We start from the raw sequence: 14878 nt of genomic DNA, 5'->3' as shown, positions 1-14878 counted from the left end.
CACAATAAATCTTTGAAAAAGATTAGAATCTGTAATGAGCGAATGCCTTGTTTGCTTCTGCCATTTTGTGCATATCTTCTTTTTTCTTTACAGATGCTCCAGTATTGTTTGCAGCATCAAGAAGTTCTTTTGCAAGACGTTCTTCCATTGTTCTTTCTCCTCTTTTACGTGAGAAAGTTGTTAACCAACGAAGTGCTAAAGCCTGTCTTCTGTCAGGTCTTACATCGATAGGTACCTGGTAAGTAGCTCCACCGATACGTCTAGCCTTTACTTCAAGAACTGGCATGATATTGTTCATAGCTTCTTCGAATACTTCGAGAGCTGGTTTACCAGTTTCCTGTTCTACACGGGCAAATGCTCCGTATACGATTTTCTGAGCAACTCCTTTTTTACCATCTAACATAATGTTGTTAATTAATTTTGTCACAACCTTATTGTTGTAAATAGGATCTGCTAATACGTCTCTTTTCGCAATATGTCCTTTACGTGGCACGGTTCTTCCCTCCTTAATAATAATTAATTCATCGGTACTCATACATTACTATGCGAAGCATACCTGACCCAGAGTCGGTCATAAAATACGGAATACTCCGTGAGTATACTTTGATTGCATGTTCGTGCAGGACTTTTATATCTCCTGTAACCTTTTGTAGGAAACAATAAAGTTCCGGCACAACTATACAAGGTAGCGCATATTTACGCTGCTTTGTACCAATTTAGTTTTGTTCTATTTTTTCTTAGGTCTTTTTGCTCCATATTTAGAACGAGCCTGCATTCTGTTAGCTACACCAGCTGTATCCAGTGTACCTCTAACGATGTGGTAACGAGTACCTGGTAAGTCCTTAACACGACCACCACGAATCAGAACAACACTATGTTCCTGTAAGTTATGTCCTTCACCTGGGATATAACTTGTTACTTCGATTCCGTTAGAAAGACGAACTCTGGCAATCTTACGAAGAGCTGAGTTAGGCTTTTTAGGAGTTGCAGTCTTAACAGCTGTACAAACACCTCTCTTCTGTGGAGAGCTTGTATTTGTTGATTTCTTCTTCAAAGAGTTAAATCCTTTCTGAAGTGCTGGTGCTGTAGACTTCTTTACAGATGTCTTTCTCCCTTTTCTAACTAATTGGTTAAAAGTTGGCATTGATTTCACCTCCATACATGTTTTCTACTGTGGTTACTTAAATTCACCTGGTTTCCACATGTCTCTTTAAACCTCTAAAAAGACACGCTAGGATATTATAAATCTCTAGCGTGTCTTTGTCAATACTTTTCTCCGGAATTATTATTGTACTTTTTTTAATAATTTATTTTGCGGATATCGGGAAAATCTCTGCCATCTTTCCTGCTGCTAACAGAATGCTTTCTCGTCACACTCTGTCTTTCGCTTCCTGCAGCTTCTTTGTTTTCATGGCTATTTCCGTCTTCTCACTATTTTCTTATCATTGGATCGATTTCTTTACATCTGATCCTTCCAATAACATTATCCTTGGAGAATTGTTATGAGTTCTGATTTTAAATGCTCCACCGGTCAGTCGATACAATGATAAATCTTCTTTTCCTGATTTTCTGAATCCTGCTGATTCTCTATACTCTATTTATCTTTGAATCCTTTTTCATTCTCATAGAATCTTTCTTATCTGTTTGGATATTGTTTTGATTCTCCCTTGATTCTTCGACCTGCTCAAGTATCTGAAAATCTATGATTCTTATTCTCTTTGTATCTCCTTCTCCATGAGGTTGACTCCTTACCGTTCTATCCGTTCAAAGACTTGTATGATCCATCCTATGGATTACAATATCTTGTTAAGTCAGTCTCATCTTTCTCTATTCCAATACTCAGATGATCGACTGCCGGTTTTAAAGATTCTAACCACGAATCTCTGGGAGCACTCTAGGCAACTTCTCCTTTCTATAAAAACTTATCTCTTTTTGTTGTCTTTATTATATCAATTTCTGATTAATTTGTCAAATTAAAAGTATATTCAGATTATTTAAGATTTCACCTGGTAAATTCAATTTATTTGCATTCAATTGATATATAATTTATATGGTATTGAAAAATTTTTTACCGGCAAAAAAGACAGGTTTTGTAAACCTGCCTTTTCTATTCCATTAATTCTTCGTGCTTTTTCGCATTTGTTCTGCATTTAATTCTTCCATCTCTGACAGCCTGTATCAACAACTCTGACAATCTTGGATCAAACTGTTTTCCCGCTTCTTCTTCCACTATTCTTAATACTTTTTCAAGAGGGAAACCATCTTTATAACTTCTTTTTGACAACATAGCATCAAAAGAATCTGCAATGCACAGCATTCTTCCCATCAGAGGGATATCTTCTCCCTTCATCCTTCTTGGATATCCCTTTCCATCATATCGTTCATGATGCCCCAGAACGGCTGGTATTACATAATCAAGAGATGGCAGATGTCTTATGATTCCAATGGAATTTTCCACATGAGTTTTAATAATTTCATATTCATCTTCTGTAAGTTTGCCTGGTTTATTAAGAATATTTTCGGGAATACCTATTTTCCCTATATCGTGCAGTAGTCCCGCTTCTCGCACAATATCAATGCAATTTTGATCCAATCCGTATATTTTCGCCAGTTCACCGGCATAATATGCCACATTTTTGGAATGATTAAACGTATAGTGATCCTTTGTATCAATGGCAGCGGTCAGTGCATATATCGTAGATGCATATTCTTTATAAGCACTTTTTCTCTGTTCCTGTTTCCCTTCGGTTCTTCGTTTTGATTCTCCTTCTGTATATATAAATACACCGTTTTTCCCTGAACGTTTCACATTATATACAGCCATATCAGTATTATGAATCAATTCTTTTTCTGTAGCTGCTGAATACGGAATTGCACTGATTCCACAGCTGACTGTCAATACTCTGAAAGAATAATCCTTTCGATTGGAATTCATCTGTCTGATCTGCCCGCTGATATTTTCTGCCAGATGTTTTGCCTCATATAAATTCTTTCCCGGAAGAATGATTCCAAATCTTTTCCCCTCATATCGGGCAACATATCCATTTTCTCCAACTGTAGCCCTGATAATCTCAGAAACCCTTATCAGTGCAGCATCTCCTTCCTGGTTACCGTACAGCTGATTATAAAGTTTAAAATCATCAATATCCACCATAACCAAAGCCAGAGAATCTTTTTTACATTTCATATATTCACTGTGCAAAAGCTCATAGAAACATTTCCGGTTGTATAATCCTGTAAGCTCATCTTTTCTGGCTTCTTCATAGGCTTTTTCGTATAGCCTTGAATTCTTCACTGCAATGGCAGAAATAGATTCAACAGATTCCAGAAAATTAAGATCCTCAAATGTAAATTCTTTATACTTTTCTTTATGTTCCAGCATGACAATTCCAATAAGATCATCTTCATCTTTTAGCGGAAGAAAACACTCTATCTTCCATTCAGATAAAAGCCTTTTTTCATCTTCCCACATGGACTTATAGGCAGATGTACATTTAAAATCTTTCATAAGGAGACTTCCATCATGATTCTGTAAATATCGTACTACCGGATGATCTTCTGACATTCGCAACGACCTTCTGTCCAGTCTGCTGGTTGTATGAAATACTTCATAATTATGATTATCATCTGCAATACAGATATATACCTTTTCAACCTGTACCGTTTTCTGGATTACTTCAACCATGGCATCCAGAATTCCTCTGATATTAAGGGACTTAGATACCTGCATACTAAATTTTCTTAGATTTTCTGTTTGTGCCAGTTCTTCTTTTTCACAGATTTTATCAAAAAACATTTGAATTACATGATAAAATGTCATTGAAACAATCATGACGATCAATATAATAATAATTCCAGAATATTTTTCTGACACATTTTCCCCAATAAAATCTTTTAAAGGCGTTGCCATATAATAATACAAAATCACCACAAGACCCATAGAGAGAATATAGCAGTTTCCTTTTGATATTAAAAGAGTCAGCTTACATATCCTCTTAGCATATAGTGCATAAAAAATAAAAATGATATTAATGATTCCTGATAGCAGGTCTATAGGAAATCCTTGAAAAAATGGTAACAAAAGACAAACATGCCCCACAAAAAGAACCAGAATTCCTATCAAAATCGGAGTCAGCTGTTTTGTTACAAAATCGTTTCTCTTCCAGTAGAAAATCGTCACCTGCATCATTCTTAAAATTACAATGACACAAAATGCAAACAAAATCACAACCTGCCAATGCATCGTATAAACAAAAGTAATTTTTCCGTTATCTTCTATTGGTCTCGGTGTTGCCAGAATCCATTCTGTAGCTGCATTTACTACGAGAATCACAGTCGTTATTACAAATAAGATTTTCTTATTTGTCCGGTTAACTGCAAGAAATTCCTCAATAAAATTTAAAAAGCCTAGTGGCATAAATAACATTCCGGCCAGTGATATATGAAACCAGAACCTTACAGAAGGCCACATCATTTGCCTCATGGCAAAAGAACCACCGGTCCAGGCAATCATAACGATCAGGAGATAAATAAATGAGTTAATTAATTTTGTTTTTTTTGCTGCCACAAATGCCATTAAGAAGAATACATATCCTATCAGAGCAGTAATTGGAATAATCGAAAAACTATTCATAGCTGATACCTCCTCTTTCTGCTACATAATCTTCCAAAAGAACAGCTGTTTCCTGATAAGGAGGATTCACTCTCCTGACCAGCTGTTTTCCACGGCTTTCAAATTTATCAAAAATCCCGCATTTTAAAATCGTTATTTCCAGTGGGTCTATTCCTAAAATTCTCTTTAAATCTTTATAGTCCTGATCCAAATATTTAAAATATACACTTAAATGATTTTTTAAGATTTCTTTGTTGATCGCAATAGTTTCCAGACTTTCTTTTTCCATTTCCACATATAAATGCAGATATGGACGATTGTTTTCTGTATATTCTTTCAAAGCCACCCAGTTTTTAATCGGCAGACCAGATAACTGAATCACATCCGAAATTGAATTTTCTGAAATTCGTGTAAACCCTCCAATGTCAATGATTGTAGGTATACGATCCACATACTGAAAACGAGGAATAACTGTCTCATCTTCTTTATTCTTAAGCCCTACACACCGATACACATCGCCTACACGATACCTCGCAAAAGCTCCGCCCTTTAAAACTGTAATAGCAATCTCATATTTTTCTCCAGGTATAACTTCATCCATTAAAAATGTTTTTGGCTGGTATTCCGGATCAATAAAACTTTTTTCCATTTCACTTTCCGGAATAAATTCATAAAAACATGCATCCGGAAAGAAATACATGCCATTGCGCGTCCAGGTTTCCGTCCCGATACAGGTTGGCTCTGTTCCTGCAAAGAGTTCCATTGGTCGAACTCCCCATAATTCTTCAAGATCATCTTTATAACAGTAATTATCTGTTCCTGCACACATAAATCCTTTCAGCTTAAATAAATCCTTTGGTTTCAGCTGACGATTTTCTTTTCGGCATTTTTGTTTTGCACGAATTAGCTTTATTATCATTGATGGAGAAAGTTTAGAAAGCGTTTCGATCATTCCCTTTTTTTCTCCACCCTTTTTCTGCATGTCTGCAATACTCATACTTACGAAATATGCTACACTGCCAAGTCCAAAGAAAAATTCAATTCCTTCGCTTAGCCCCATTTTAAATCCTTTTACATTTCGTTCTCCAAAAGACATTTTTACAGCATCTTTCACCGGTGGCAGAAAACCAATATTAATCTGATCTTTTAATGCGAGAGGAAAAAGACCTGTAGCATATGGAAGAGGTGCCAATGCATATAGAATATTATCAGTTACTTTAACATCAAATTCACCCTTTTGATTACTTGTGGATAAAATCAGGCAGGCAAGTACGTTATGTGTATAAGTATCCAGCATACTCCTTGTATAAGGAGCAACTTTTATAGGATGTTTTCCGCCTTCCCATGTGGTCTGAATCCATATAATCGGCTCATCCGGCAGCATTTCTTTCTGTTTCGACAGTAAAACATCTGCATAATCCTCATAAGTGGTTAAAGGAACCATTTGACGAAATTCATCAATATCACGCGGCATTTTACCGTCTAAAATATCCTGTCCAAGTTTTGAATTGCACCACAAAGACATCTATTCCATTAACAGACGTTTTTGAATGTGCATATAATCTTCCATAGAAAGATCAAGAAATCCACAATATTCATCCCAGATTTCCTTTCTATCCCTTTCTCTTAACTTTTCTTCGAACTTCATCATCTCTCCCCTTTCCGGAGTATATTGTATTCCAGCATTTTTTTATGCTATCCTTCGTCGGAATAAGAAAAGGTGTTGTGTTTTTATATTCATCATATCCGGCAAGTGTTTTGGGAAAAGTCCAGCAATCCTGAAGCACTACATATGCTATATTCAAAATGCTGTATACAATTCCAATTAAAATAACTGTGAAAGAATTTAAAAATCCTCCCAGAAAAACATAAAAGAAAAACATCCAAAGGACTCCTGGATGCCTGCATAACGAATAAATCCCACCTGTATATACACAAGCAGGACCTTCCATCTCCCTATAGGTTTTATCAAAAGGAAGGGCAAAAAAAAGTGTATAAATAAATAGCAGAAATGAAATAATCGTGAGCAATAAACATATCCACTGTATCATATGAATCCTTTCACTGGAAAAAAACTTGATGGTAAATAAAACAGTAGAGACTGCCAATATCATACAACCGGCAAAAAAACTTTTATGCAAAACCTTATCCTGCCATAAAACACTGTTTATATCGTACAGAAAAAACAGTCCAAATGCCAAAACGCCTAATATCATGTATATCATATTTTTATTTATCCTTTGTCATACCTTCCGAGTCTCATATAAATTATCAATTTAACCTTATCATTTTCATAGTTTTTTTGCAATAAAAAACAAGAAACAGAGTAAATTTCTGGAATTATACTCTGTTTCTAATTTTATTTCTTATTTTTTCAGTTAACTTATTCCTGGAAATCTAATTCTTCGTCAAAACTGATTTCGTCATCAAAATCAAATTCATCACCAATTGTGAAATCTTCCACATCTGTGCTGATCTTAACGTCACGATAACGTTTCATACCAGTACCGGCCGGAATCAGTTTTCCAAGAAGTACGTTTTCTTTCAGACCTACCAATGGATCGACTTTTCCTTTGATTGCTGCATCTGTCAGAACCTTTGTTGTTTCCTGGAAAGATGCTGCAGATAAGAAAGAGTTTGTTGCCAGAGATGCTTTTGTAATACCAAGCATAATCTGTTCTGCCTGTGCAGGCTCTAATCCTTTTTCTACCATTTCCTTATTTGCTTTTTCCAGTTCCAGAACGTCTACCATTGCTCCTGGCAGATAATCTGTATCTCCACCATCTTCAATGCGGACTTTCTTCAGCATCTGACGTACGATAACCTCAACGTGCTTGTCATTGATATCTACACCCTGCAGACGATATACTCTCTGCACTTCACGGATCATATAATCCTGAACGGCACGAATACCTTTGATTTTCAGCAAGTCATGAGGGTTGATAGAACCTTCTGTTAATTCATCTCCAGCTTCCAGAATCTGTCCTTCCATTACTTTCAGTCTGGATCCGTATGGAATCAGATAAGTCTTAACATCTCCAGTTTCTCTGTTGGAGATGATAACTTCACGTTTTTTCTTTGTATCCTTGATCTGTACTTCTCCACCGAATTCAGCGATGATAGCCAGACCTTTTGGTTTACGTGCTTCAAACAGCTCTTCAATACGTGGAAGACCCTGTGTGATATCATCACCGGCTACACCACCGGCATGGAATGTTCTCATTGTAAGCTGTGTACCAGGCTCACCGATAGACTGGGCAGCAATAATTCCGACAGCTTCTCCAACCTGTACTGCCTGACCTGTTGCCATGTTGGAACCGTAACATTTTGCACAGGCTCCAATTGGTGATTTACAGGTAAGCATTGTACGAATCTTAACTTTTGTATGTCCGGCTTCCACAACAGCTTTAGCACGTTTTGGTGTAATCATATGGTTTGCTTTTACCAGAACATCTCCTGTTTCAGGATCTTTGATTTCTTCTGCTGCATATCTTCCTGTAATACGTTCTTCAAGACTTTCAATAACTTCCTGTCCATCCATGAATGCTTCCACATACATTCCAGGAATTTCATTTTTATCTTCACAGCAATCCTGTTCACGAATGATCAGATCCTGTGATACATCTACCAGACGACGAGTCAGGTAACCTGAATCGGCTGTACGAAGAGCTGTATCGGACAGACCTTTACGAGCACCATGAGCAGAAATGAAATATTCCAGTACATCCAGACCTTCACGGAAGTTAGACTTGATTGGAAGTTCAATGGTACGTCCTGATGTATCGGCCATCAATCCACGCATACCTGCCAGCTGTTTAATCTGCTGGTTAGAACCACGGGCACCAGAGTCAGCCATCATGAAGATATTATTCAATTTATCCAATCCTGTGATCAGTTTGTCTGTCAGAACTTCATCGGCATCAAACCATGTTTTAACAACTGCTTTGTAGCGTTCTTCTTCTGTCATTAATCCACGTTTGTACTGTTCTGTAATAAATTCTGCCTGATTCTGAGCATCTTCCAGAATCTGAGGTTTTTCAGGTGGCACTGTCATATCAGAAATGGATACTGTCAGGGCACCTCTTGTAGAGTATTTATATCCGATGGCTTTAATGTCATCCAGCACTTCTGCTGTCTTTGTTGCACCATGAATATTGATACATCTGTCCAGAATCTGTTTTAACTGTTTCTTTCCTACATGGAAATCGATTTCTAAAGCTAAAGCATTTTCCGGTTTACTTCTATCTACAAATCCTAAATCCTGTAAAATAATTTCATTAAACAGGATACGTCCCAGTGTACAATCAACAACCTGAGAAATAGGATTTCCATCTTTATCTACTCCTGTACGTCTTACTTTAATACGTGCATGAAGCGTAATAACTTTATTTTCATATGCAAGATATGCTTCATTTTCAGACTTAAAGTATTTTCCTTCACCTTTATCTCCTTCTTTTTCCAGAGTCAGGTAGTAAATACCAAGTACCATATCCTGTGAAGGAACGGCTACCGGACCACCATCTGAAGGTTTCAGAAGGTTATTTGGTGATAACAGAAGGAAACGACACTCTGCCTGTGCTTCCACAGATAATGGAAGATGGACAGCCATCTGGTCACCGTCAAAGTCGGCATTGTATGCAGTACATACCAGCGGATGAAGCTTAATTGCTTTACCTTCTACCAGAATTGGTTCAAATGCCTGAATACCAAGTCTATGAAGTGTAGGGGCACGGTTTAACATAACCGGATGTTCTTTGATAACATCTTCCAGTACATCCCATACTTCCGGCTGCAGTTTTTCAACCATTTTCTTAGCAGATTTAATATTGTGAGAAAGCTTTCTTTCTACCAGTTCTTTCATAACAAATGGCTTAAACAATTCAATTGCCATTTCTTTTGGAAGACCACACTGATAAATCTTCAGTTCCGGTCCAACGACGATTACAGAACGTCCGGAATAGTCTACACGTTTTCCAAGAAGGTTCTGACGGAAACGTCCCTGTTTACCTTTCAGCATGTCAGATAAGGATTTAAGAGCTCTGTTTCCCGGTCCTGTTACAGGACGTCCACGTCTTCCATTATCGATCAGAGCATCTACTGCTTCCTGCAGCATTCTCTTTTCGTTTCTTACGATAATATCTGGTGCTCCCAGTTCCAGAAGTCTTTTCAGACGATTATTTCTGTTAATAATTCTTCTGTACAGATCATTTAAGTCAGATGTTGCAAAACGTCCTCCATCCAGCTGTACCATAGGACGGATATCTGGCGGAATAACCGGCACAACATCAAGGATCATCCATTCCGGACGGTTGTCAGAGTTGCAGAATGCTTCTACAACTTCCAGTCTTTTGACGATTCTTGCTCTTTTCTGTCCAGTTGCTGTTTTAAACTCATCTTTCAGTGCTTTTGCTTCTGCTTCCAGATCAATAGCTTCTAACAGTTCTTTTACTGCTTCTGCACCCATACCTACACGGAATGCATCACCATATTTATCATAAGCTTCTCTATATTCTTTTTCTGTTAATACCTGTTTGTATGCAAGATCAGTATCTCCTGCATCCAATACGATATAGCAAGCAAAATATAAAACTTTTTCCAGAGTTCTAGGTGAAATGTCAAGCATTAATCCCATACGGCTAGGGATTCCTTTAAAATACCAGATATGGGACACTGGCGCTGCCAGTTCAATATGTCCCATTCTTTCACGACGTACATTTGCCTTTGTAACCTCTACGCCGCATCGGTCACAGACAACACCTTTGTAACGTACTTTTTTGTATTTTCCACAGTGACATTCCCAGTCTTTGGTTGGTCCAAAGATCTTTTCACAGAAAAGCCCGTCTTTTTCAGGCTTTAATGTACGATAGTTAATCGTCTCAGGCTTCTTTACTTCTCCTCTTGACCACTCACGGATCTTTTCTGGAGAAGCCAACCCGATTTTAATTGCATCAAATGAAATTTTGTTGCTTGAATATTCATTGCTTGATTCTATCATTAAGGCTGCTCCTTCCTAATTGCACATCCATCTATAAGATCGTATCATCTTCACCTTCTGAAAGTTCTCCCTGTTTGTATCCCAGGGCACCTAAAGTTGCTTCACTTTCTTCATAATTGTTAAAGACGCTGTCTCCTTCAATCATTGGTGCCAGATCCTGATCAACGTCTCCGCCATCAATATCTTCTCTGATTTCAACTTCAGAAGCATTTTCGTCTAATACTTTCACATCCAAAGCCAAGGACTGGAATTCTTTCAGCAGTACTTTGAAAGATTCCGGAATACCAGGTTCTGGAATATTGTCACCTTTAATAATTGCTTCGTATGTTTTAACTCGTCCAACCACATCATCAGATTTTACAGTCAGGATTTCCTGAAGTGTATAGGATGCACCATAAGCTTCCAGTGCCCAAACCTCCATTTCTCCAAAACGCTGTCCACCGAACTGTGCCTTACCACCCAGAGGCTGCTGAGTAACTAATGAGTAAGGACCTGTAGAACGGGCATGAATCTTATCATCAACCAGATGATGCAGTTTCAGGTAATGCATGAAACCGATAGTTACAGGACTGTCAAATTCTTCTCCTGTACGTCCGTCACGAAGTCTTACCTTTCCTGTTGTATCAATCGGAACACCTTCCCATTCTTTTCTGTGGTCTCTGTTTTCATATAAATACTGCATAACATCGTCATTAACTTTGTCACGCCATTTTGCTTCAAATTCTTCCCATGAAGTATTTGCATAATCATTTGCCATCATAAGAGTATCTGCAATATCATTTTCATCGGCCCCGTTAAATACTGGTGTTGCCACATTAAATCCTAATACCTTTGCAGCCAAAGATAAGTGGATTTCCAGCACCTGTCCGATGTTCATACGTGATGGCACACCCAGTGGATTCAGTACGATATCTAGTGGACGTCCGTTTGGCAGATAAGGCATATCCTCTACTGGTAAAATACGGGAAATTACACCCTTGTTACCATGACGACCAGCCATCTTATCTCCTACGGAAATCTTTCTCTTCTGTGCAATGTAAACACGAACACTCTTGTTTACTCCTGGTGGAAGCTCATCTCCGTTTTCTCTTGTGAAGATCTTTGTATCCATAACAACACCATATGCTCCATGAGGAACTCTTAAAGATGTGTCACGGACTTCTCTTGCCTTTTCACCAAAGATTGCACGAAGCAGTCTTTCTTCTGCTGTTAATTCTGTTTCTCCTTTTGGAGTTACTTTACCAACCAGAATATCTCCGGCACGCACTTCTGCACCAATACGAATAATACCATTATCATCCAGATCTTTCAGAACATCTTCACTTAAACCGGCAAGATCTCTTGTGATTTCTTCCTGTCCTAATTTAGTATCTCTAGCTTCTGCTTCGTATTCTTCAATATGAACAGATGTGTAAACATCTTCCTGTACAAGACGTTCACTTAACAGTACCGCATCTTCGTAGTTATAACCTTCCCATGTCATAAATCCGATCAGCGGATTCTTACCAAGAGCCATTTCTCCATTACATGTAGAAGCTCCGTCAGCTAAAATGTCACCTTTTTCTACTCTGTCTCCAACAAAAACAATCGGTCTCTGGTTCATACAGTTACCCTGGTTGCTTCGTGCAAACTTGATAACATTATACTCATCTCTTCCACCATCATCATTTTTTACAACGATTTTAGTACTTGTGGATCTTTCAACTACACCTGAATTCTTTGCAGTAATACATACTCCTGAATCATATGCAGCTTTTGACTCCATACCTGTTCCAACTACAGGTGCTTCTGTTGACAGAAGTGGAACTGCCTGACGCTGCATGTTGGATCCCATCAGCGCACGGTTGGCATCATCATTTTCCAGGAAAGGAATCATGGATGTAGCTACAGAGAATACCATCTTTGGAGAAACGTCCATTAAATCAAGATTTGCTTTATCAAACTCAGATGTTTCTTCACGGTAACGTCCGGATACATGAGTATGAACAAAATGCCCTTCTTCATCCAGAGGTTCGTTCGCCTGTGCTACAATAAAATTATCTTCTTCATCAGCTGTCAGATAAACAACTTCATTGGTAACAATCGGATTTTCAGGATCAGTTTTATCAAGCACACGATATGGAGCTTCAATAAATCCATATTCGTTGATTCTTGCATATGTTGCCAAAGAGTTGATCAGACCGATGTTAGGACCTTCAGGTGTTTCGATTGGACACATTCTTCCATAATGTGAGTAATGTACGTCTCGAACTTCGAATCCGGCACGGTCACGGGACAGACCTCCTGGTCCCAATGCTGATAAACGTCTCTTATGAGTCAATTCAGACAGCGGATTGTTATGATCCATGAACTGGGATAACTGAGAGCTTCCAAAGAACTCTTTTACTGCCGCTGTTACAGGTTTGATATTAATCAGAGACTGTGGTGAAATAGATTCAATATCCTGTGTTGTCATCCTTTCACGAACAACTCTTTCCAGACGGGACAATCCAATACGGTACTGGTTCTGAAGCAGTTCTCCTACAGAACGGATACGACGATTTCCCAGGTGGTCAATATCATCATCATTTCCAATTCCATATTCTAAATGAATATTATAGTTGATAGAAGCTAAAATATCTTCTTTTGTAATATGTTTAGGAATAAGTTCATGAATATTTTTCTTAAGAACCTGTTTCAGTTCCTCTCCTTCATATCCTTCTTCCAGAATCTTTTCCAGAGCAGGATAAAATACATGTTCATGAACACCGATTTCTTCCGGATTGAAATCTACATATTCTGCAAGATTAACAGCCATATTAGATAACACTTTTGTATTACCGTTTTCTGTCTGAATCATCACACTTGGCACTGCTGCATTCTGGATCTGATCAGCCAGTTCCATACTTACAACTGTTCCTGCTTCTGCGATAATTTCCCCTGTTGTTGTGTCCACAACATCTTCTGCCAGCATAAATCCGGCAATACGATTACGGAATGCCAGTTTTTTATTAAATTTGTAACGTCCTACTTTTGCCAGATCATATCTTCTTGGATCAAAGAACATACTATTGATCAGGCTCTGTGCACTATCGACAGATAATGGTTCACCCGGACGGATTTTCTTATATAATTCAAGAAGTCCATCTTCATAATTATCAGAAGGATCTTTCTCGATACTTGCAAGAATCTTTGGTTCTTCTCCAAATAATTCTTTGATTTCTGCATTCGTTCCGATACCTAATGCACGGATCAGCACTGTGATCGGTACTTTTCTTGTTCTGTCTACACGAACGTTGAACACATCATTGGAGTCTGTTTCATATTCCAGCCATGCACCACGGTTCGGGATAACAGTTGCTGAATATAACTTCTTACCGATCTTATCATGAGCAATTCCGTAATAAATTCCAGGAGAACGAACCAACTGGCTGACAATAACACGTTCCGCACCATTAATAATGAAAGTACCAGTTTCTGTCATCAGTGGAAGATCGCCCATAAAAATGTCATGCTGCTTAATTTCATCTGTTTCCTTATTAAGAAGTCTTACCTTCACTTTTAAAGGAGCTGCATATGTTGCATCTCTTTCTTTACATTCTTCTATAGAATATTTAATATCATCCCTGCATAACTGATAGTCAACAAATTCCAAGCTCAACTGATCACTATAATCTTCAATTGGAGAGATGTCTTCAAAGACTTCTGCTAATCCTTCATCTAAGAACCAATTATATGAATCCTTCTGAATTTCGATCAGATTCGGTACTTCAAGGACATCTTCCTGCCTGGCATAGCTGATTCGCATCCCGGTACCTGATTTTATTGGCTGTATTCTGTTCTTTTCCATGGACGTTTTTTCACCTCTTGATCTAAAGCTGGTTTATATACTACATATTGTGTAAAACCCTCATATTTGCCAGGTTTTAACACAATTTAAAAATGAATTTCCTAAACACCATGGGCATACAAACCCACAGTAAAGCATTTTCTTATATTATCATAGTGATTTTGCCATGTCAACAACTTTTTTCCATTTTTCCCTTGACTTTTTCCACATTTAGTGATAAGAGTTTATTTTCTACCATATTTCCAAATTAAATATGTTATCAGGTTGTGTATGAATAACTGTCTCTTTTTGTCGCATATGGTCTAAATCCAAAAACAATTTAGTAAGTACAATCCATTGAAAAAAGAGACTATTTCTAGTATAATAAATTTAGAATTGTGATGGAAAAACATCCTTTGTTTGGGACTCACCATTGGTATTTGCATCTATTCATCCAATCAAT

At 37.8% G+C, this 14878-nt stretch carries 5 protein-coding genes and 1 pseudogene; all 6 read right to left on the bottom strand.

The window, feature by feature from the left end; all coding sequences use genetic code 11:
- Nucleotides 1-22: 22 nt before the first annotated feature.
- On the bottom strand, nucleotides 23-493 hold the full coding sequence (rpsG, locus tag KTB61_RS10230; protein WP_192846105.1) for a 30S ribosomal protein S7: 471 nt from the start codon (nucleotides 491-493) through the stop codon (nucleotides 23-25).
- Nucleotides 494-727: 234 nt separating this feature from the next.
- On the bottom strand, nucleotides 728-1144 hold the full coding sequence (gene rpsL / locus KTB61_RS10225) for a 30S ribosomal protein S12 (protein ID WP_075759918.1): 417 nt from the start codon (nucleotides 1142-1144) through the stop codon (nucleotides 728-730).
- Nucleotides 1145-2107: 963 nt separating this feature from the next.
- Nucleotides 2108-4633 (bottom strand): HD domain-containing phosphohydrolase, encoded by a 2526-nt coding sequence (locus KTB61_RS10220; RefSeq protein WP_216697431.1) that lies wholly within the window; start codon nucleotides 4631-4633, stop codon nucleotides 2108-2110.
- Nucleotides 4626-6260, bottom strand: a pseudogene (locus tag KTB61_RS10215) (GH3 family domain-containing protein). Before KTB61_RS10215 ends, KTB61_RS10220 begins: the two are co-directional and overlap by 8 nt.
- Nucleotides 6261-6995: 735 nt before the next feature.
- Nucleotides 6996-10607 (bottom strand): DNA-directed RNA polymerase subunit beta', encoded by a 3612-nt coding sequence (rpoC, locus tag KTB61_RS10210; protein WP_075759914.1) that lies wholly within the window; start codon nucleotides 10605-10607, stop codon nucleotides 6996-6998.
- 31 nt (nucleotides 10608-10638) lie between these two features.
- Nucleotides 10639-14436, bottom strand: a complete 3798-nt coding sequence (gene rpoB, locus KTB61_RS10205; protein WP_075759913.1) for a DNA-directed RNA polymerase subunit beta — start codon at nucleotides 14434-14436, stop codon at nucleotides 10639-10641.
- Nucleotides 14437-14878 lie beyond the last annotated feature (442 nt).

It is taken from the genome of Anaerostipes faecalis, from assembly GCF_018982945.1.
GTDB classification, from domain to species: Bacteria; Bacillota; Clostridia; order Lachnospirales; family Lachnospiraceae; genus Anaerostipes; species Anaerostipes faecalis.
This window is presented reverse-complemented; position numbering and strand designations above follow the sequence as displayed.

Coding starts and splice junctions, on each gene's coding strand:
- rpsL (WP_075759918.1), bottom strand. CDS start 1,144: ATGCCAACTTTTAACCAATTAGTTAGAAAAGGGAGAAAGACATCTGTA.
- rpoC (WP_075759914.1), bottom strand. CDS start 10,607: ATGATAGAATCAAGCAATGAATATTCAAGCAACAAAATTTCATTTGAT.
- KTB61_RS10220 (WP_216697431.1), bottom strand. CDS start 4,633: ATGAATAGTTTTTCGATTATTCCAATTACTGCTCTGATAGGATATGTA.
- rpoB (WP_075759913.1), bottom strand. CDS start 14,436: ATGGAAAAGAACAGAATACAGCCAATAAAATCAGGTACCGGGATGCGA.